General features: G+C 41.4%; 17 protein-coding genes. 7 read left to right on the top strand and 10 right to left on the bottom strand.

Going from position 1 to position 21,759, the window contains the following annotated elements; genetic code table 11:
- Positions 1 to 13 precede the first annotated feature (13 nt).
- Positions 14 to 697, top strand: coding sequence for a hypothetical protein (locus EXT43_RS09155; protein WP_130166812.1), 684 nt, complete (start codon positions 14 to 16; stop codon positions 695 to 697).
- Between the two features lie 4 nt (positions 698 to 701).
- Positions 702 to 1,958 (top strand): oligosaccharide flippase family protein, encoded by a 1,257-nt coding sequence (locus EXT43_RS09150; RefSeq protein WP_130166811.1) that lies wholly within the window; start codon positions 702 to 704, stop codon positions 1,956 to 1,958.
- Here the strand turns inward: EXT43_RS09150 and EXT43_RS09145 are convergent.
- On the bottom strand, positions 1,947 to 2,663 hold the full coding sequence (locus EXT43_RS09145) for an SIMPL domain-containing protein (protein WP_054562750.1): 717 nt from the start codon (positions 2,661 to 2,663) through the stop codon (positions 1,947 to 1,949). The genes EXT43_RS09150 and EXT43_RS09145 overlap by 12 nt on opposite strands.
- A gap of 169 nt (positions 2,664 to 2,832) precedes the next feature.
- Here EXT43_RS09145 and EXT43_RS09140 point away from each other — a divergent pair, with 169 nt between their 5' ends.
- Together EXT43_RS09140 and EXT43_RS09135 are read left to right on the top strand one after the other, a co-directional pair.
- Positions 2,833 to 5,502 carry a bifunctional acetate--CoA ligase family protein/GNAT family N-acetyltransferase gene (locus EXT43_RS09140; protein WP_130166810.1) on the top strand — a complete coding sequence of 890 codons (2,670 nt, stop codon included), beginning with the start codon at positions 2,833 to 2,835 and terminating at the stop codon, positions 5,500 to 5,502.
- Positions 5,503 to 5,511: 9 nt separating this feature from the next.
- A complete protein-coding gene (locus EXT43_RS09135; RefSeq protein ID WP_062566139.1) occupies positions 5,512 to 6,465 on the top strand; it encodes an ion transporter in 954 nt (317 codons plus the stop codon).
- 22 nt (positions 6,466 to 6,487) lie between these two features.
- Here the strand turns inward: EXT43_RS09135 and EXT43_RS09130 are convergent, their stop codons facing one another.
- Genes EXT43_RS09130 through EXT43_RS09120 form a run of 3 tightly spaced genes read right to left on the bottom strand, consistent with a single transcriptional unit; the run spans position 6,488 to position 11,637 of the window.
- A complete protein-coding gene (locus tag EXT43_RS09130) occupies positions 6,488 to 10,993 on the bottom strand; it encodes an EAL domain-containing protein (protein ID WP_063527267.1) in 4,506 nt (1,501 codons plus the stop codon).
- 15 nt (positions 10,994 to 11,008) lie between these two features.
- Positions 11,009 to 11,434: a GNAT family N-acetyltransferase gene (locus EXT43_RS09125; protein ID WP_054562753.1), complete on the bottom strand. Its 426-nt coding sequence runs from the start codon at positions 11,432 to 11,434 to the stop codon at positions 11,009 to 11,011.
- A 2-nt stretch (positions 11,435 to 11,436) separates the two neighbouring features.
- Positions 11,437 to 11,637, bottom strand: coding sequence for a DUF3283 family protein (locus tag EXT43_RS09120; RefSeq protein ID WP_036966037.1), 201 nt, complete (start codon positions 11,635 to 11,637; stop codon positions 11,437 to 11,439).
- 153 nt (positions 11,638 to 11,790) lie between these two features.
- Here EXT43_RS09120 and EXT43_RS09115 point away from each other — a divergent pair, with 153 nt between their 5' ends.
- The gene (locus EXT43_RS09115; protein WP_240701482.1) at positions 11,791 to 12,492 is read left to right on the top strand and encodes a transporter substrate-binding domain-containing protein; all 702 of its coding nucleotides are present in this window, start codon (positions 11,791 to 11,793) and stop codon (positions 12,490 to 12,492) included.
- Here the strand turns inward: EXT43_RS09115 and EXT43_RS09110 are convergent.
- From EXT43_RS09110 to zntR, 4 genes are all read right to left on the bottom strand, one after another.
- Complete coding sequence (locus tag EXT43_RS09110) at positions 12,489 to 12,734, bottom strand: DUF1289 domain-containing protein (RefSeq protein WP_130166809.1); 246 nt, start codon at positions 12,732 to 12,734, stop codon at positions 12,489 to 12,491. The genes EXT43_RS09115 and EXT43_RS09110 overlap by 4 nt on opposite strands.
- 99 nt (positions 12,735 to 12,833) lie before the next feature.
- Positions 12,834 to 13,964 carry a 1-acyl-sn-glycerol-3-phosphate acyltransferase gene (locus EXT43_RS09105; protein WP_054562756.1) on the bottom strand — a complete coding sequence of 377 codons (1,131 nt, stop codon included), beginning with the start codon at positions 13,962 to 13,964 and terminating at the stop codon, positions 12,834 to 12,836.
- A 155-nt stretch (positions 13,965 to 14,119) separates the two neighbouring features.
- Positions 14,120 to 15,400 (bottom strand): SO_0444 family Cu/Zn efflux transporter, encoded by a 1,281-nt coding sequence (locus EXT43_RS09100; RefSeq protein ID WP_062566141.1) that lies wholly within the window; start codon positions 15,398 to 15,400, stop codon positions 14,120 to 14,122.
- Complete coding sequence (gene zntR / locus EXT43_RS09095) at positions 15,384 to 15,797, bottom strand: Zn(2+)-responsive transcriptional regulator (protein WP_082401639.1); 414 nt, start codon at positions 15,795 to 15,797, stop codon at positions 15,384 to 15,386. Before zntR ends, EXT43_RS09100 begins: the two co-directional genes overlap by 17 nt.
- A 94-nt stretch (positions 15,798 to 15,891) precedes the next feature.
- On the opposite strand from zntR, the gene EXT43_RS09090 reads away from it, so the two are divergent.
- On the top strand, positions 15,892 to 16,836 hold the full coding sequence (locus EXT43_RS09090) for a D-2-hydroxyacid dehydrogenase (protein ID WP_062566142.1): 945 nt from the start codon (positions 15,892 to 15,894) through the stop codon (positions 16,834 to 16,836).
- A gap of 163 nt (positions 16,837 to 16,999) precedes the next feature.
- Positions 17,000 to 17,380, top strand: coding sequence for a DUF3192 domain-containing protein (locus EXT43_RS09085; protein WP_054562759.1), 381 nt, complete (start codon positions 17,000 to 17,002; stop codon positions 17,378 to 17,380).
- 37 nt (positions 17,381 to 17,417) lie between these two features.
- Here EXT43_RS09085 and EXT43_RS09080 read toward each other — a convergent pair whose 3' ends face one another.
- Entirely contained in the window at positions 17,418 to 18,341 is a 924-nt protein-coding gene (locus EXT43_RS09080; RefSeq protein ID WP_062566143.1) for a diguanylate cyclase, read from the bottom strand.
- Entirely contained in the window at positions 18,310 to 21,738 is a 3,429-nt protein-coding gene (locus EXT43_RS09075) for a response regulator (protein ID WP_062566144.1), read from the bottom strand. Before EXT43_RS09075 ends, EXT43_RS09080 begins: the two co-directional genes overlap by 32 nt.
- Positions 21,739 to 21,759 lie beyond the last annotated feature (21 nt).

The raw sequence follows: 21,759 nt of genomic DNA, 5'->3' as shown, positions 1-21,759 counted from the left end.
AACGAGTATTTTCATGCAAAGCGCGATTGAGCAATTGAACAGCCGACTTCAACATCATCAGTTAAAAGAACTCATTGCCGATTACCAAAGTTTATCGGGAGTTTTGCAAGCGGCACAATTACAACATATCTATCAATTAGCGTGCAGTAGTGAAGTTAAATACTTGTTTTTACAAAATGTGGCAGCGCATTTACTCGAAGCAAGCCCGCTGCCAAGTGAAGCTGTAGCCTTAATTGATGATATCGATAAACTGAGCTTTTTCACGCCTGGTCTTAAATTTCAAAATGCTTTTTGTGTAACAGACAATCAGGGCAATACCTTACTACATCATTTATTTACGCAGTGTCAGGCTGATAACCTACCCTTTAATTACTTGCGTTCGTTAATGTTATTTGAAAGCAATGAAAGCTTAGGCATAGCATTAAAAACATTAAATAAGCAGCAGCTCACTCCTATTGGTTGCTTTATAGCGCTAAACAGCACGACTCAAATGCTAGCCAAACATGAGTTCTCTGCATTATTAGCCATGATGGAAGTCGACCAAAGCCACAGCCCTAGGGCAGTCAGCGCCTTGGTAAATACCCTTAAGCAATTTTATGGTGCCAATCAATCAACGAGTAGCGACAGTAAAGTGCTGCTTTGCGCGGCCTATTTGCAAGTGCCAACGGCGCAGTTATTAAACGCGCTCAATCAATAACTTCATGAATAAGGATGTTGTTAAAGCGTTTTTATCGCTCAGTAGTTTTACCGCCCTTAACCATGGTAGCCGTATTGTGCTTACCTTGTGCCTTGCAAGGTTATTAAGTACTGATGAGTTTGGTACTTTCGCGGCGTTACTCGCACTGTGTGAAATTCTGTTATTACCCGCGAGTATGGGTTTTGCATCATCTTTAATGCGTATTAGCTACCCGCTCTACAAAGCTCAGCAACATGATTTACTACGCGGCTTAAAACATGTTTATTTAGCGGCATCGTGTTTATTCGGGGTGATTTTTGTCGCTGCTGTGGTAATTAGCTTTCAAGCTATTTCACCGCACCAAAGCGCTCAAGAGCATGTGGTCTATTTACTATTACTGGTGCCGATTGGCGCCATTATGCAAAGCCAATCGGCCTTTTTAGTGGCTTTGAATAAACCTAAAGTTGGCCTAATAACACAGCAGTGTATCTTTGAATTGCTAACAGCTGGGTTTTGCTTTTTCGTGTACTTGATACGTGGCGACTTATCTTTAGTCGAGATTTGTATCTTGTTGTTTTGTAGCATCTTGTGCGTAGTCATTTATCAATATTGGTTAATCAAAAAAATGATCGTCGCAAGCACTGCCCGCTACCAAACCAAGCAATGGTGTAAAGACTCCTTGATCATGCTCGCCAGTGGCGCAGGCACCGTGTTGGTAGCAAAACTCGATGTATTACTGGTGCATCACTGGTTTGGTGCACAAGGCGTGAGTATCTTCTTTCCTGCGGTAGTGATCGCTGGCTTACTGACTATTTTAGGCAATGCCGCCAACCAATATTTAAAACCCATTTTAATGGCAGATGAAACGACCGAGCAGCAACTTAGCGAATTAATGAAAGTGGTATGGCGTTTTAACTTTGCCGCTATTTTGCTACTTGCCCTGCTCGCAAAGCCACTACTCACTCTCTATGGCGAAAGCCAATTGCAGGAAGGGTTTTGGATTTTAATGCTGCTGTTACTCGGGCAACTGTTATTACCAGCAAGAATTTTAGCCAGTAGTATGATCAAATTAAAAGGCAACCCGCTTATTAACTTGTACGTATTACTTGGCGCAACCAGTGTCACGGTTTTAATGGCAATACTGTTAAAAGATCAGTTTGGCTTATTGGGGGTGGCTGTGGCATTTAGTGGTGGCTTTATGCTTGGAGCGCTTTGCCGCATGGTGATTGTATGTACACGCATGCGGCTGCCTTTATCTGTGGTATTGGGTTTAGTCAGATAGATAATATTCAACACTGGTAACAACACGCACTTTTTTCAGCTGAGGTGTGTTTGAATCTCTATCAGAAATTGAAAACTGCCCCTGACGCGCAGTTTTAATTTTACCTAATTTAGACTGTGAATCTTTGGCAAATTTCATTGCCACTTCACGGGCTTTTTCGGTTGCTTCTTGAATCATATTTGGCTTAATTTCATTTAAACCATTAAATAAATATTGAATACGCGTTTCGTAATTGTCTTGTACTATCGCAATGCCTTGCTTGGCTAATTGGCTTACAGCGCCTAAGGCATGTTGCACTTTTTCGATGTCATTTGAATAAACAATGACATTATTACGGGCGATATAACGAAACTGCTGATTCTCGCCGCCATATTCGCGGGCTTGTTTATCAATAATTGACTGACTACCAAGGCTGATTTCTTCATCACTAAAGCCATGTAGCTTTAAAAAGGCAACGACTGCATCGCTTTTTTCTTCAACTCGACCAACTAGTTTTTCAAGGTTGTTATCGGCATCAGAAAACTGTAACGGCCATATAACAGTGTCTGCTGGCACTTCCATTTCAGCTAACCCTTTAACGTGAACAGTGCGCTCCATGCCTTTCACATCAAGGGCTGCACTTTTCAAAATAAAACCTAATCCGAGCAAACCAACCGCCAATGCACACGCTGCAATAACGATATTAAATGGTTGCGCTTTATTCATGCTTTTCTCCTTGATGTAGGTCACTGTTTTTGACTCGAAAAGTAGTTATAAACAGGTTATCTTATGAGTATAACTTTTAATACTTTAGAAGCGTGTCGGTTCTAGTTTGGGTGTATTAAACTTAACAGACCCTGAAGTTTTAACAAACAGCGCAAGCGAAGGAAACAGCATGAGCGTTAAACGTATTAGCCAATTTTTTAACCCTAAATCAGTCGCGGTCATTGGCGCCTCAAATTCTCCTAATCGAGCGGGGTTTGTGGTTATGCGCAACCTTTTACAAGGGGGCTTTAAAGGCCCAATCATGCCTGTTAGTTTAAATCACAGCGCTGTACACGGCGTACTAGCCTATCCGAGCATTGCTGCACTTCCAAAAGTACCTGACCTTGCGGTTATTTGTACTAATAAAAACACCTTAATCAACATCATTAACGAGCTTGGAGAGCTTGGCTGTAAACATGCAGTGGTGATTGCAGCCGGCTTAAACGCCGACCAAAAGCACGCATTAAAAAAAGCTGCTGCTGAGGCAAATGTCTCTTTACTTGGGCCTAATTGTTTGGGCTTGCTTATTCCTCACATTGGCTTAAATGCTAGTTTTTCGCACACAGTTGCAAGCCCTGGAAAGCTCGCCTTTGTATCGCAATCAGCGGCGGTTTGCTCAACCATTCTTGATTGGGCGAAAAACAAAGAGATTGGTTTTTCATATTTTGTGTCTGTGGGTGATTGCCTTGATATCGACTTTGATGAGTTACTCGACTTTTTAGGTCGGGATGCAAAAACCAAGGCTATTTTATTGTATATCGATAATATAGAAGATATTCGCAGCTTTATTTCTGCAGCACGAGCCGCTGCGTTTAGTAAACCCGTAATAGCCATTAAAACCGGTAAAACCAGCGCCGGAGCCCTTGCCGCAGAAATACACACTGGTGGCAAACAAAGCTCTGATGCGGTCTATGATGCGCTATTCCAGCGAGCGGGTATGCTAAGGGTAAATGACTTACGAGAGCTTTTTGCTGCGACACAAACACTGGCAATGCACCCCAAACTACTTAAAGTCGAACAGCTGACTATTTTAACCAATGGCGGCGGCCCAGGTGTAATGGCGGTTGATACGCTTTTGCAAAGCTCAGGGAAACTGGCAGAGCTTAGCGACGAGACCAGAGCAGCACTGAATAAAGTGATCCCACAATCAGAAATGACCTCGAATCCGGTGGATATTTTTGGTGATTCAGCACCGAGGCGATATCAACAAGCCTTAGAAATCTTGCTGCAAGCCAAAGAAGTTAAAAACCTGCTGATCATTCATACCCCTTCTGCGCTTGCACCGAGTGAAGACTACGCTGAGATTATTGTCGAAACCTTAGAAAAAATCCCGAAGATGGCTCGCCCTTATGTTATGACGAACTTTATGGGTGAAGATGCCGCGTATGCTGCGCGAAAGGTCTGCGCTAATAATGCCATTCCGACCTACCGTACACCTGAAGGTGCGGTTGGTGCGTTTATGCACTTGGTAAGTTATCGCCGTAACCAAAAGCATTTAACGCAAACGCCAGAATCAAACACCGATGATGCAAAGATAAATAAAGACGCAGCACGCACTGTTGTGAATGAGTTTTTAGCCGAAGAGCAAAGCTATTTATCAACCCATGAAGCAAGCCAAATTCTCACTCATTATGGTATTGATTGTATTCAAACTGAGGTTGCTTACACACCAACAGAAGCCAAAGAACAAGCCATTGAACTAGGCTTTCCGGTAGCGTTAAAACTAATTAGCCCAAGTATTCCTTCTAAATCAGAAGTCGGTGGTGTGGTCCTTAATTTAAATGATGCACAAGAAGTTGAGCAAACAGCCTTTGCCATGCTGCTACGAATCAAAAACACCTACCCTGACGCCCATATTGAAGGCTTTTCATTGCAAAAGATGGCGCCACGAGCGGGTGCTAATGAGCTACGAATCGCTATTAAAACAGAGCCTAACTTTGGCCCGGTTATCTTACTTGGTGAAGCAGGCACCGGACTTGAATTCGCTCAAGCTGCAGTGGCATTACCACCACTGAACATGAACTTGGCAAAATACCTGATTGCTGCAGCGCACGATAAAGGCGTACTTAAAGACCGCGTACTACCAGAAAAAGTCGATAAATACCGTTTATGCGCCCTACTCACCCGAATTTCGCAGCTTGTTATCGACCAACCTGACATTACCAGTGTTGAGCTAAATCCTATTTTAGCCAGCAACGGGCAGTTTTTAGTCCTTGATGCGACTATCGGCCTTAGCCGTTATAAAGCAAAAGCGAACCGTAAACGCTTGTGCATTCGCCCCTACCCGATTGAATTGGTTAAAGAAGTAACCCTTAAAAACAATACCCAAGCACAGCTAAGGCCAATTAAACCGGAAGATGAGCAAGCTCACTTAGAGTTTGATCAATCATTGAGTAAAGAAGACAGATATAAACGCTTCTTCGGTGAATTACCGCAATTTAACCATGATCAGCTCGCGAAAATGACGCAAATTGATTATGACCGAGAAATGGCGTTTATTGTCAGCCAAGAGCAAAATGGTTCAGCCTGTACATTAGGGGTGTCTCGTGTATTGATGGATCCAGACAAACTCGATGCTGAGTTTGCAATTGTGGTGCGCTCTGATTGCCAAGGTTTAGGGCTTGGCACAATATTAATGAATGCGGCAATAGAGCATTGTAAAAACCAAGGCGTAAAACAAATTGCTGGTATTACCTTGCCAGAAAACACTGGCATGATTGAACTGGCACGAAAACTCGGGTTTAAGATCACCCGCGACTTTGAAGAAGGCAGCATTAATATGGTGCTAAAACTTAACTAAAACTGGATCATTATTTTGCATCGTTTAAGAAATTACACTGCACGAGTTTTTGAAGGTAACGGTAAATATCGACGTATAGGACGCGCTCTCGACGTGTTTTTAATGTCGTTGATCATGATTAATGTGGTGGCGATTGTGTTGGAGTCAGTCGGCCCTTTAGCAAAGCAATATCATCACGAATTTTTAATGATTGAGCTGATTTCTGTCGGTATCTTTACCTTAGAATATGTGCTCAGGCTTTGGTGCTGTGTTGATAAAAGCGTGCATAAAGAAAGCCCGTTAACAAATTCAAAAATTCGCATTAAGTATTTCTTTTCGCCCATGGCGCTGATTGATCTGATCGCGATTTTACCTACCATTCTGATGGTCTTTGTGAGTGTTGATTTACGCTTCTTACGAGTGCTTAGGTTAATGCGTATCTTTAAGCTGACACGCTATTCAAGGGCGATGCAGCTGCTATTAAACTCGTTCAAAGAAGAAAGCAGTTCACTACTTGCGGCATTTTTTATTATGGCCGTAGTGCTGATCATTGCTTCATGCGGTATTTACTTAATTGAACACGATGTACAGCCAGATAAATTTGGTTCTATCCCTGCTGCAATGTGGTGGGCAATGGTGACATTAACAACCGTTGGTTATGGCGATGTCGTGCCTGTGACTCCCCTTGGCCGCTTATTTGGTGGTGCTATAACACTGGTAAGTATGGGCATGGTGGCTATTCCAACTGGTTTGTTAGCCTCAAGCTTTTCTGAGCAGCTACGTAAACGCAGACAAGTGTTTACCGATGCAGTGCATGAAGCCGTTGAAGATGGGCACTTATCGCCTGTTGAAGAAGAGCACTTAGAAAACTTACGGTATAAACTGGGTTTAAGTCAGCAAGAGGCGAATAAAGCGATTCATAACGAACTTAAAAACCGCAATCGCAATCTGTATTGCCGCCACTGTGGTAAACGCCAAGATTAACGAAAAGGGTAAAGCTTTAGCTTTACCCTGAAAACTCATCATCCCATTGGGTATCTAAAAGCGCTTTCACTTCATCACCCGCTACAGGTTTGCTAAACAGGTAACCTTGGAAATACTCACAACCTAAAGAGCGTAAGAACTGCAATTGAGTGCGGTTTTCAACTCCTTCTGCTACACACTCTTTACCCAAACTTTTTGCTAAGGTAAGCGTTGAGTTGATAATCGCTTCATCACCTTTATCGACCCCAATGTCATTAACAAAGCTTTTGTCTATTTTCAGCACATCAACCGGAAAACGTTTCAAGTAGGTCAGTGAGGCATAACCCGTTCCAAAGTCATCCATATAAATACGACAGCCTAGCGCTTTGAGTTTTTCCATACTTTGCTGCGCTTTATCTGAATCATGCATCATCACTGATTCGGTGATCTCAAACACTAATGCGCTCGCAGGAACCTTAATTGCGCTTATTGATTGATGTATTTTCTCAACCAGATTTTCGCTTTCAAAATCAAGAGCTGAGAGATTAATCGAAATATATAAATCAGAATGCGTGGTACGCCATTGGCGCAGCTCAATCAATGCTCTTGATAGAGTCTGTAGCATAATTTTGGTAATTAGCCCGGAGCTTTCTGCAGCATTTGCAAAGTCTTCTGGTTTATATTCATCATTACTCGGCCAACGTAACAACACTTCAAGCCCCGCCACTTGGCGAGTCTCAGCGCTCACAATTGGCTGATAAAAATTACAAAACTCATGTTCTTGGTAAGCTTTACTTAACTGTGATTCAAGGTGCAAAGTACGCTGCACTTGTAAATTCATTTCTTGCTTATAGAACTGATAACAGCCTTCAACATGACTTTTCGCGTGGTACAGTGCCACATTGGAGGCTTTCAATAAGGCTTTGGTGTCCTTTGCATCATCTGGATAAACAGCAACACCTACGCTAAGGTTCACTTTTACAGCTTGCTGGCTCAATTCAATATGAGTATCGACACAATCCATCACTTTTGCACATAACAGCAGTAACTCATCAAGCTGTTTAAAATCTTCGGCAAGGATCACAAACTCGTCACCATCGAAACGTGCCACGCTATCTTGTGGACGCAACACCTGTTTTAAACGCTTAGCAACACGCTTAATTAATTCATCAGACTCTTCACGCCCAAGCGAATCATTAAAGTGCTTAAAGCGCTTAATATTAACGTTTAATAACGCCACTTTTGTTTGATGGTAATCCGCTTGCTCAATAGCGTGAACGACTCGGTCGTTGAACAAGGTTTTATTTGGCAGCCCCGTCAAAGCATCGTAGTTGGCCAGTAGATGCAGCTCGTTTTCAGCCAGCTTTTGCGCGCTAATATCAGTAACTATAATCACATAGCTATCAAGTTGGCGATTATTGCCTGCAACCGCACTTATTTTTATTAATACTTGGCGCTTTTCACCGCCAGCAACTTCAACAACATCTTCGGCTGAAAAGTGCTCACCCGATTCAAGCTTTTGCATAATGCGTAAGTAATGGATACGGGTAGATATAGGCATACCAAGTGTGAGCGAACGGCTAGAGCGAGGCTCTGCAGGAAAACCAAAGGCATCTTGGAATGACTTATTGGTAGCGCGAATACGCAGATTTTTATCTAAGATAAACACCCAGTCGCGAGTTTGTTCAAATGCTGCACCAAACAAGCGGGCATTTTCTTCAAATACCAGTTCACGGGTCATATTTGTGTAGGTGCCCGCTACTTTTTCAGGGGCGCTGTCTTGCCACTCAACCACTTTGCCAAAGTCTTTATACCAGCGCCAATTACCATCAGCATGACGTAGTCTGTAAGTGCAATTGAAATAGCCTTTTTGTGTAGATAAAAACTCTAACCACTCTAACCTGAAAGTTTGTTTATCATGAGGGTGAATCTTTGCTAAATAATCATCTAAATTAACGCTGTCAGTTTCATAACCTAACTCATTTTTAAGACGCGGCTGATAAATAATCGGGCTTTGCGATGACCAATCCCATACTCCAGAATGGCTGCCTTCAAGAGCAAGCTTCAATCGTGCTTCACTCTCTTTACTTTCTTTATGGGCGGCTAGCAATATTTGTTGCATACGGTTACGTCTAAACACCCATGCAGCAACAAACAGTGCAACCAAAATCACATACAAAACAATAAAGTGAGGTGCACGCCAAGGTGGGTATTTCACTTCGATATTTAAAATTGCCGGCGGCGTTAACTCTCCGGTTAATGGATCTTTTGCCCATACCTTAAGGTGGTATTTTCCTGCACTAAGTTTTGGGAAGAGCACTCGGTTGTTATTGCGGGTATAGGTTTTTTGACCATCACCAAGCTGGTATTCATAAATGATACGTTCTTGATAGTTAAATGCCATCGCCGAAAAGGCAACTTCAAGGCCTATATCATCATGCTCAAGGACAACACTATCGATAGGCTGTTTTAACTCAGCAGGTAAATCGCGCGACATCAAATCAAGGTTAGTAATATTTACGTGATCAATTAAAGCTTGCTGATAGTGGTTATCCATAGGGTAAAAATAAGTAAAGCCTTTTAGCGTACCATAGACAATTTGCCCTGACTCAAGCTTAGTAAATGCACCACTATTAAACTCGGTCGAGAATAACCCTTCTGAGCCAGTAAATTGCTGAAAATGTAAATTATCTGGGTTTAGTCGCCAAAGTCCTTTGTGGCTACTCATCCAGATCATGCCCGCTTCATCAAGCACCATGTCGTATAACAAAGTACCTAACTTATTTTTCTCAAGGTCGATGGTATAAATATGCTCATAAGTGCTGGCATCTAAGCCGATTAAGCCAAAGTTTGAAAGCGATAACCACAACACATTGTTGTTATCTATGATGTAAGACATCACATTCACAGCAACATTTTCATGCTGTTCTGGTACTTTATATATCGTCGAGAGATCGTATGTATCAGGGTCAACTTGATACAGAATACCCGCATTATAAAATAACGGCGCTTTTGGGTTTGACGACAACGCAGGTAAAAATCCGTAGGCTAAAAACGGCTCAAACTCATCAAACTTGCCGCCTAGTCGGGTCACTTTTTGGCTATCGATATTATAAACAAACATGCCGTAATCAGGGTGAACATAGTAAAGGTCCCCCGATGGCATCAACAATATGCCATGCACCCAATCGTTAATTAAAACCTGATTCTCGGGATTTGCGGCTTTGACTTGGGTGGCCTGCCCGGTTTTCGGATCAAAGCTTAAAATACCGCGATTAGTATGCAGCCATAACTTATCTTTGTAGGGCATGATTTGGTAAATACTGAACTCAGTGGTTATAAGGTCAACCTGATAATCTTTTAAAAACACTTCACTTTCGTAGGTTTCTAAATCAACCGCTGTTAAACCATTATGGGTGGCAAGCCAGAGACGATTTTGAAACTCAGTGATACTCCAAATTGAGTGGTGAGATAGCCCATCGCCTGTTAATGAGTTGGCTGTTACATTGATAAAATTGTAATTGTCGTATGACTGATAGAATGCACCATCATTTTTGGTTGCCAGCCACATTCCACCAGAGCGGTCTTTCACAATATCAATAATGCTGGTGTCAGCTAGTGTGTAACCACTTTCCTTTAGGCGCATATTCTTAGCTAACTCACCCGTTTCAGGGTTATATTCAAATAACCCTTTATCAGTGCCAAGCGTAATAGAGTTAGCCTCAGGAATAATCTTCCAAATATTTAATTCACTAATGAGTGTTTTATTTTTAAAGGAGATGTCTGGGGTATCAAACATTGCTTTTAAATTGCTAATATCAACCTGATAAAGGCCTCTAACAGCCCCCACTAGCAATGTTTGTTCATTGATAATAGCGAACGATTTCACATAATTTTGATAAATATGACTTGGCTCATTTTGCAAATGCTCAAGTTTACGGACTTTTCCTGATGCCAGCTCATAGACATAAGCACCATTACTGGTGCCCATAAAAATATAACCTTGGTACGCGAAAAGCTCTCGAATAACACTGCTTTTAACTCGCTCAGGAATTTCAAAAATAGAGGTGATTTTTTTCGTTTCTAAGTCTAGTTTGGCAAAATCCCAGCCTCGCCCTAGCCAAAGTGTTTTGTCATCAACAGCTACCATGCTAAACACCGACTCAATAAAAATTTGCTCTTCAGTGGTTGGTTTAGCAATAAACTGCTGATAAGTATCGGAAGTGGGATCATAGCGGAATAAACCCGCTTGTAGTGAAGCTATCCAGATATAGCCTTGTGGATCTTGGTAAATACGGTCAATGATGGCATCTTCAAGCTCACCATTAGGACCTTTGATATGAACCACCTGATAACCATCGTAGCGATTGAGGCCACCTTCAGTCGATAACCACAAGTAGCCACTGTTATCGATAAGCATAGTGTTTACATAACTTTGCGATAAGCCTTCACTGGTTGATAAACGTTTTACCTGCGAGATAGCGGGATGGCTAAACAAGCCACAGGTCAAAATAAAAAATAACGCTATACTGGAGAAGAACTTAGTCATTGACGTTCCAAATTGCTAACTTGGCACTGTGTCACGCGTAAAGTGCATCGCAACTACGTTTCGATGCGCATATACCTCAAACAACGATTGCAAAGAATTGGGTAATGTTAATGCATAGTTAAACCCATTTTGTAGATAAAAATCAATCAGATTTTGGTACACGAAGGTAAAAACTGTCCCTTTTTGTGCAGCGGTGACAGCCGCAAGTAATTGTGAGGCAATTTTTTGACCCCGCCATACTTCATCAACATAAAGGGTCGATAAAAATAACAGCCCTGCTTGGTTTTGAACTCGGCAAGCGGCAATTATTTCTGTTTCTTTGTAAGCAACCCATACTTGGTCAGCTTTGCTCGCTCTGCCGCGAGCCTTGTGTTTATCATAAAATTTGTTTACTAACGGCGTTTTAATTGGCTCAAGTAAACAAAATCTAAACGCAGCCATGGTTAGCTCATTAGCGAAAGGTAATGCTCAAATTGCTGCTTAAGAAAAGCTTGCTCAGACATAGGGCGATTATTTATTGCAGTGTAAACACCTTCGCGGGTGTTCTTACCACGCTTTATTTGATAAGCCCAAAAAGACGCTTCGTAATCCAATTGAATTTGATATTTTTGCTCTCGTGGCAATTTACATAGATTGAAACTCATACTTTCTCAGCAATAAATTTTTGATTTCACAAGTATAACAAAATTAACAGGCTTTAATCCCTTTTATTAGCTTAAAAAGCCTACGGATAAGCTTGATTTTGGAAACACATATCAGTAAATTAACGAGCAATTTATGTACGCAAGGAACGCACGTTGTCGAAGTATCTGAGTCACAGATTTGCCTTATTTTTGCTGTTTTTTTGCTTCTCAAGTAGTGCCAGCACTAATTTACTGATCTTTAATCGCCCCGCCGATACACCACAAGCTCGCTATGTTATTGATTTAATGAAAATGGCATACAAAGAAATTGGCTATGAGCTCCATATTATCGACTTTAATCATCAAAATGCCTTGGTTGCCGCGAATCAAGGAGTACTCGATGGGCAACTAGGCCGCATTGCCAATGTTAAAGATGATTACCCTAATTTATTGAAAGTAGACTATGCGCTTTTTGATTTTAATCTAGTGCTACTGAAAAACTGCCGACAATGCCAATATGAAGATCTTAAATCGTTAGCAATTCAGTCAAGCTACCCGGCTGCACAGAGTTATATCGATAACCACCCATTTGATGGTGATGTGATCAAGGTCAGAAATGTCACCGCGCAGCTTAATTTACTCACGCAAAAACGTGTTGAAGGGACAATATTACTAGACTTTTTACTGTCGACTAAGCATCCGGGGTTTGACCAATCGGCCTTTCATAAACAGATTCTAATGCCAATGCAGAGCTTTCACTTTGTGCATAAACGGCATAAAGCGATAATTCCGCAACTGACTAAAGTACTTAAAAAGCTTGATGAAAACGGCACAGTGCAATTTTTAAAATCGAAATACAACCTCAGTAAATTTTAAAAATCAAAACCGCCTTGCTCTGGATTTTTTTGTTGCTGCTCTGCCTGCTGTTTTTTCTGAAGGAAACGTTTATAGCGCTGTTGGCATAAGCTAATGACTTTACGTTTTTCTGCATTGGTAAACTTATTCCAATAAAAACGCTCATCACGACTACGGTAGCAACCTTTACAATAGCCTCGGTTATTAACTTGGCATATTCCTTTGCAAGGGCTTGGAATTTCAAATATTTCAATCTGTTGCATCACAAATGCCGGTTAATAAAGAATATTAAAAGTATAGCCTGAAAATTAACCATAAAAAAAGCCACTTTAAAAAGTGGCTTCTTAAACTATCTGTTTCGCTTACTCAGATTCGCTTGTGGCAAGTTCTGCTTTACGATGAAAAGGTTTAGCATACATAGCTAATACCAAAGGTTTTAGCTCCTCTGGCACTTTTGCTAGTCGCTCGTTAAATGCAGCAGCATCTTTTTCGTCAATCACAGCTTGCGTACAACCACCCGCTATGTAGTTACCAGGGTGTAAGAAAAACGAATCAACAATTTGCTGATCAATGGTTTTTGCCAGCTCTTCAGGTGATTCGCAGCCCGATTCAATTGGTTCGCCAAACGCTAAATGTACATGCCCTTTAGCTGTACTAAAACCTTCAACAATACTAGCAATATCTTCACCTTGCTGTTTCACATACTGACCATGTTGCTGTTTATGATAAAGCTCTTTCGCTTTAGCAATCGCGCATGGCTCGTATTGATAAGAGATAGACACTGGCACAATTTTTAATTCGCGTACGTACTCAGCAAATTCTTTTTTCTGCTTACGACCTTGTAACTGCAACATTTTAAGTAAGGCAGGATCTGTTTGATCAAAACCGTCTTTTGCTCGGCCTTCTTTTTGCGCTATCCAAATTGAGTGGCCTTCAGCAAGTGAGTCATAGATATAAGCTGACAGCTGCGACAGCGCTTTTAACATCTCTTTCGGAGCTTTCGCTGAGCGCTTTACAATAAAGCTTTTGTTTAAACGCATTAACTCAGTGATATACGGAATTTGCAGTAAGTTATCACCAATTGCGATGCGAACTGTCGGCATGTTGTGCTTGAACAAGCCCCAGTTAACGAGTGCAGGATCAAGCACGATATCGCGGTGATTAGAGATAAATAAGTAAGCTTGTTTTGGGTCTAGTTTATCGATGCCCGAAAACGTTACTTCTGAAGTCGTACGGGTGATTAGTTTATTTAAATAATCAGCCACTTCATGCTGAACTTGCTCAACCGATGCGGTGTTGCCCCACTTTTTACGCAGCTGACTGCGCACTAATGGGCGAGTAATAAATGGGAAGTTCGATAAAAAGCGCGGTAGGTTATACTTAGCGATTACATCTACAAAGGCATTATCAGCAATCAAACGCGCTACTGAATCAGCTACTTCATCATCATTGTAAGGTCTTATGTCGGCGTATTTATCCACACTTTCACTCATTAAAAACTACTTAAGTTAAAAAACGGCACGCAGAGCGTGCCGTTAAAAATAATTGGCGGATTATAACTCAGGCAATTTTAAATGCGAACCGAGACGCGATAGTTAACCAAATTAAATGCCAATTAATGTAGAAAATATATATCTATAACAAATAATTAAGCAATGCTCTTACCAGTTTGCGACGCCTTTTTTAATACCATTTTTAGCAGTAATCTAAGCATTAAAATTGCCAACACAATACCTGCCCCAAGGCTTAACCAATGTGGTAGAACTTCATGCTCTTCGCCCATCATCGGCGCCACCACAAAACCGTATTGCGCCACTAAATAATCGGTTAAAAAGCCAAATGCTAATGCAGTGCCAATCACCCCTATTAAGTAAGCAAATACCGCACGCTTGCCAAGCTCTTTACCAACCACACCAAGCGTTGCAATATTAGTTGCCGGCCCAGCTAACATAAACACTAGCACCGCCCCCGGAGACACACCACTGAGTAATAAGCCTGCCGCTATAGGTGTCGATGCTGTGGCACAGATATACATAGGAATACTGATTAAAATAACCACCAGCATCGCAAGAATGCCATTACCCCATTGGCTTAAATAAGATTCTGGTACATAAGTTTGAACTAGAGCCGCAAAAAATAAACCAATCATTAGCCAAATCATAGTGTCTTCAAGCAGCTTGTTACAACTAAAGCTCACCGCGCGTTTCAGTTTGCTAAAACGACTTTCAACGGCTTTAGTTGACTGCTCAGTGCTACAACAGCTTTTCTGCGAAGGTGCTGCTTTTTCAGTTGCGCAACTGTGTTGCGGCTCCTGTGTTGGTTGCGATTCTTTGCTACTACAACAACTTGTTGTTTTAGCAGGCTCAAGTTCTTGAGGTGATTGCTTACTACAACAACTTTGTGCGGGCTTAGTAGATGCCTCTTTGCTACAACAACTCGCTGTAGTCACAGGCTCAGGCTGTTTACTGCTACAACAAGATGTTGATTCTGAGTCTTTTTCATCTGATGCTGTATTTTGATGCTGATGAAGTTCACTGTCTTTCCCCACTAATACACCGGCCACAATGGCACTACACACGGCGGCAATAGGACGTATTACCGCCATAAATGGACCTAGTAACACATACGAAACCGAAACCGAATCGACCCCAGTTTCAGGGGTTGAAACTAAAAATGCTGTGGTAGCACTTTTTGACGCCCCTGCCCTTCTTAAACCAATGGCCGCAGGGATCACACCACATGAGCACAAGGGCATTGGGGCACCAATAAAGGCTGCTTTAACTGTGGTCCATAACCCTTCTTTGCCTAAATGCCGGTTAAGAAAGTTAGCAGGCAAATACACATTGAGAAGACCAGCTATGAATAAGCCCAACATTAACCAAGGCGCTGAAAGTAAAAACAGATGCCAAAAATTATTGAGTAAGTCCATCGATATCCTCCAGCGTCGTTAGTATTGAACAGTTTTCAGCAGGCTCTTCTCCGCCACAACATTTATCTGCTAATAATGATAGTGAGTCATAAAAGCGAGTAAGCTCTGCAATTCGCTGTGCAACGAGATCACGTTTTTGTATCGTCATCTCTTTAACTTCATGGCAAGAATGCTGATCTTTATGAAACTTAATTTGCAGTAGTTCTTTGATCTCAGCCAGACTAAAGCCAACATTCTTTGCTCTGAGAATAAACGCCATTTGTTTATAGTCATTCTCAGAATAAAAACGATATCCCACGTCTGAACGCGAACTAGGCGTTAACAAACCATGCTTTTCGTAGTACCGTAGCGTATCTGTTGAGACACCCAACTGACGGGCAAACTCACCTATTTTCATCACCGTCTCCATTGTGAAGCGTTTATTTATTATGCTCACTATAAACCTTGGAGTACACCCCAAGGTCAAGCAATAAATTAAAAAAGGAAAGCACATGAATATTACTGTCCTTGATGCAGCGACATTAGCCAACACTTCGTTAGATGCCTTAGCGCAATTAGGTAAGTTAACCTGTTACGATTTAACCGCTCAAGAACAGGTTGTTGAGCGCTGCCAAGATGCCGATATCGTTATCAGTAATAAAGTGGTGATTGATCAGCACGCCATGAGCAAATTAACTAATTTAAAATTAATATGTGTTGCAGCGACAGGGACTAACAACATTGATTTAGGTGCAGCCAAAGAGCATAACATCGCAGTGACCAATGTCGCGGGCTATTCAACACCGAGTGTGGTGCAGCATACCTTTACTCTCATCACTAATTTACTGGGCAATACTCACAGATACATTAATGATTGCCAGCAAGGCTTATGGCAGCAAAGCCCGATGTTTTGCCGTTTAGATTACAGCTTTAATGAAATTGCCGGTAAAACACTGGCTATTGTTGGCTATGGTTCACTGGGTAAAGCCGTTGCCGATGTAGCACGCGCCTTTGGTGCCAATGTCATCATTAGTGAACGAAAAGGCCAAACGCCTCGTGAAGGTCGTGTTAGTTTCAATGATGCCCTAACCACGGCCGATATCATTAGTGTTCACTGCCCGCTAACTGATGAAACACGCAACCAAATCGCTGCGGCAGAATTAAGCATGATGAAACCGTCAGCTATTATTATTAATACAGCTCGTGGTGGGATCATCAACGAAGCCGATTTAGCTGACGCTTTAGCTAATAATATTATTGCCGGAGCCGGTGTTGATGTACTCAGTAAAGAACCTGCAGAGCAAGAAAACCCGCTGGCACTATACAAAGGTGCAAACTTATTACTGACCCCACATATCGCATGGGCCAGCCAAGAATCTATTGTGCGCTTAGTTAACGAAATTGCATTAAATATCCAGGCATTTAATCAAGGCGAAACACGTAACAGATTGGTCTAAATCGCAACTTATTAGTCAATAGAGCTAAGTAGTTAGTAATTTATTACTTAGCCCATTGACTAAAAACAACATAAACAATTGATTTAGTTACAATTTATAAGTTTGGCAAGCAGTTTGCTATTATGTGAATAACTATAAAACAATTTCTTCGGGATAAAATAACATGAAAAAAGCACTTCTAATTGCCGCGCTAACTGCTCCATTTTTAACTGGTTGTGTCATTGCTGTTTCTGACGGTGAAGCCGACACACATTGGGCAGGTAATTCTTCTAGCTGGCAGAAACAGCATAAAAATAATCGTGAAGTGATTTCTAACCTAGCATTAGATACGAGCTACCAAACTGTATTAAATAAACTAAATACACCTAACTTTACCGAGTTATTAAAGCAAGGTGATGATGTTTACCAAGTATTATTCTATGCAACGCATAGTATTCACTCTGATGGCAAGATGACTAAAGACGAGTGTACGCCACTCGTATTTAAAAATGATAAGTTAATTGGCGTGGGTGATACGATTTATAAATCACTTAGCAATGGTTAATTAGCATATTTAAGTTCTGTAAGTAGGCAGTTATTGCCTACTTATGTTCGCTCACCGCGATCATTCTCGATACTATCTGATCTCGTCCGGCATCTTTAGCCTGATAAAGACCTAAATCAGCTTCTTCTAGTAAGGTTTGTTCTGCATAAACCTGACCATTTTCTGTGGTCGCAATACCAATACTAATTGTGACATGGTCGGCATTTAGCGACGCTTTGTGTGGGATGTTTAAATCATTCACCGCATTGCGCAGTTTATTTGCAAACGACATAGCTTCTTTAGCTGAAGTATTGGGTAACACCGCAGCAAACTCTTCACCACCATAACGAGCAACAAAGTCACTGCCTCGTTCACACGCCCCAACTAAGGCATGAGCAATTTGTTTTAAGCAATCATCACCTGCTCGGTGACCATAGCAATCGTTGTAACGCTTGAAGTGATCAACATCCATCAATAACACAGATAACGGGGTTTGATCTCGACGGCAACGACGCCACTCTCGCGCTAAATTTTCATCCAAATAACGTCGGTTTGGGATCTCTGTTAAGCCATCAATTGAGGCGAGCATTTCGAGTAAGTCATTTTTTTGTTTGATCAGCAGCTGATTGCGCACTCGAGCACGCACAATAGCAGCACTAAATGGTTTAGTGATGTAGTCCATCGCGCCTAATTCAAGGCCCTTCGCTTCATCATCATGACTTGTATTGGCTGAAATGAATATTACAGGCAACATACTGGTGGTTGCGCTTTCTTTTAGCTTAGTAAGCACTTCGTAGCCGTCAATGCCGGGCATTACAATATCCAAGATCAACAAATCAACAGTTTGCGTTTTTAAAAACGTTAGTGCTTTTTCGCCACTCTCAACACAAAAAACATCATAGTCTTGCTGCAATGTTTTCTCTAATACCAAGCGGTTTAACGGATCGTCATCAACAATCAGTACCTTGGCTCTTTTCAACATCAGTAGATCCTTGTTCGATGATAAATGCGATGACCTGTTTTATTTGCCACTGCAATTCATCATTTAATTGTTCGGGCAGTTCGCCATCTGCTTTAAGCCTAGCTTCACATAGCTGAGCGCACGCTGACAATCGCTTAAAACCAAGATTTCCGGCTGACCCTTTAACATTATGAACCACACGGACCAACTCATCGGTAGTTTTTAATGTAGAGATTTGTAATAACTGCTCTGCTGCCATAGTCGCAAACTTCGACAACATAGTTAATACTAACTTAGTATTGTTTGCAAACTGAGACAGTATAAAAGCTTGATCAAAAAAGACTTCTTTTTTGTTATCAAGTTCACTCATTGCTAAAAACAATTTACTGGCAACGATCGGTTTAGTTAAATGCTTATTCATACCCGCCGCGATTGAATGCTCAATATCTTCGCTTTCACTGTGCGCAGTGAGTGCGTAAATCGGCATTTGCTCTTTGGTGAATGACTGACGAATAATACGCGTTGCCTGACAACCATCCATTTCTGGCATCTGAATATCCATAAAAATGAGATCGGGCCTTAAGCTATTTGCCAACTCAATGCCTTTTTCACCACTATGTGCACACACAACGGTGACATCAATTTGCTCTAAAATGCTTTTAATAATGCTTAAATTAAGCGGGTTATCATCCACAGCCAGCACTAACATGCCTGATAAATCAGTACTAGAAGGCAATGAAACCAGTTCTTTTTTCACAGGCTCTGCGGCTTTATCAAGCTGTAAGCAAAAGCAAAATTCACTGCCTTTACCTTTTTCGCTTTCCAGCTTAATTTCGCCTCCCATTAGCGCAACTTCGTACTTAACAATCGCTAAGCCTAAGCCAACCCCCTGATGAGAGCGCGTTAATGATTCATCACCTTGAGTAAATGCATCAAATAAGCGGCTTTGATCTGCCTTGCTAATACCAATACCGGTGTCTTTAACAGTAAAGCAAATGAGTTGCTGCTCAGCTGACTCTTCCACCAGCATTAAGTTTAATGTCACTGTGCCTTGCTCGGTGAATTTGGCAGCGTTTGTCAGTAAATTAGCCAGTACTTGCTGCAAGCAAATTTGATCACCCACTAAGTTATCGCTAATGCTTTTATCGCATTCGACTTTAAATTCGATATCTTTATTTGCGCATAAAGGGGCTGTTATTCCCTGACAGTAGTCGATTAAATCAGGCACACTAAAAGGGGCTTTATTAAGTTGTACTTGCGAGCTTTCAGCGCGGGCAAAGTCAAGCATACGATTCAATAAAGTAAGCAAGCTATTGGCTGCTGATTTTGCTTGTTCGGCATGATTACGCTGCGGCTGTGTTAAACCTTGCAATGCAATCACGTCAATTAAGCCTAGTACAGCATTGAGTGGTGTGCGTATTTCATGACTAAGGTTTGCAATAAAGCGGCTCTTAGCTAATGTAGCCCGCTCTGCGTCATCTTTTGCTTTTACTAAATCCGTCACATCCTGTACATGAACAACATAGTAATCAGGTGTTTGCTCAGCATTCCAAACTAATGACACACTAATTTGTAGCCAGCGCTGCTGCTCTTGTTGCTCAAGACTAAAGTGATAAACTTTTTTCTTCTCATGCAACAGCTCTGTCAGGGTATTTTTTAACGTCTGATAAGACGTCTCGGCAAATAAGTCTATTAATTTAAGATCATTGGCATTTTCAATTACAAAGATTTTGCGTGCTGCTTTATTTGCTTGCAGCACCTGATCGTCAAGAGATACCAACAGCACCCCATTTGCAGCATATTCCATGGCACTGCGTAATTTTGCTTCGGAGCTTTGTAATGCATTGAGCGCATTATGCTGCTCGGTAATATCACGACCAATCGCCATGGTGCCGAGAAATTGCTGATGCTCGTTATAAAATGGCACGATGCTAAATAGATAACTGTTATCTTCTGTGGTCAATCTTTTTTGATAAGCTTGGCGGTCTTTGAGTACTTGCTTTTCAAGCTCGTTTAACTCGCCATTATCATCGCTAATATCACATAATTGCTGCCCAACTAACTTCTCTTGTGGCAAGCCGATATAGCGCTCATACGCCTTATTACAGCCTAAAAATGAACCATCAATATTCTTAAAATAAATGAGATCAGGTACGTTATTGAGCATGGTATTTAATAGCGCTAAGTGACGCTCTTTCGCATCAATACTACGGCGTAATTGTTTTGATTTTACCTGTACTTGCGAATCAAGCGCTTTATTTGCCTCTTGTAACGACTGAACGAGCTCTTCATTACGGCTAAACACCTTTTTCACACGGCTGAACCAAGGCTGCCAATCAACAGGAATACGATAATGAACTAACGCTTGTTTGCCTTCATCATGCTGCTCAAGATAATTCATTAAGTGCGTCATTGGTTTTACAAAAATACGCTGACTTAACCAAAAAACAGCGCTGAACATCATCACTAAAAACACACTCAAAAATGCGAATTCTAAAAAAATGTCGTAGCCTACAGGTTCACTCAGGGCTTGCTTTGATTCATAGAAACGAGTGTAAATAGGTAAGTTGGTTGCTTCTTGCACTAAATGACTGTGGTTATTCTTGCTCATATCTACCGCGATATTTGGCCAATGCTCGCTAGCACTAATGGCAGTATTAAGTGCTGTTTTTGAGCTGGCAATAACTTGGTTATCTTGATTGATAAAAATATACTCACCATAGTTAGGCGCTATTTTTTTTAACCAGTTAGAAATTGCTTTAAGGTCATAAATCAACACGATGTAATCACGACTATTGGCAGCTCGTTGCTTGCCAATAGCAAAGTAAGCATGACCATTAATCGTCAATACAGAACTCGAAGCAAGCTTGTTGCTATTTATTGATAAAGGTCGAAATTTGTTATCTAACACACTGGTCAGAAATTCACTTTTTGCTGTGCTACGGCGCTTAATATAAACAAAGCCTTGCTCGTTAACATAAGCAACCGCCTCTAAAGATTGAATTAGCGACAGCGTGGTATTAAAAGAGGGTCCGAGGGCAATAACTCGTCGCCATTGATTAATTGCATAAGCGGTTGAGGCAAACTTTCCTTGCCCGACTATCTCCCCAACTCCATCGCCAACACTTTGGTAATAATAGTGATCAAACTGGTTCACATTGCGTGCCCAACTAGGATCAAAATCATATGACAGTGGCTGCTCATAAAGCTTGAACATGGTGTCTATAAGGCCATCTGCGGCACGCATAGCATGGCTAAGCTGAGCTGAAATATTATTAAAACCGTTTTGCCTGCTCTCTATCGCCCGCTCAAGTTTTAAATTATATAAGTGTAAACACAAAAAAAACGCCACCAGCAGCGGCACAATAAGTGCCACTGCTAAAGAGCGATAGTAATGCTTTAACGGTAAAAAATTCACTGGCTTATAAGTACCTTACCT

This window comes from Pseudoalteromonas sp. CO109Y (assembly GCF_004208935.1).
GTDB lineage: Bacteria > Pseudomonadota > Gammaproteobacteria > Enterobacterales > Alteromonadaceae > Pseudoalteromonas > Pseudoalteromonas shioyasakiensis.
This window is presented reverse-complemented; position numbering and strand designations above follow the sequence as displayed.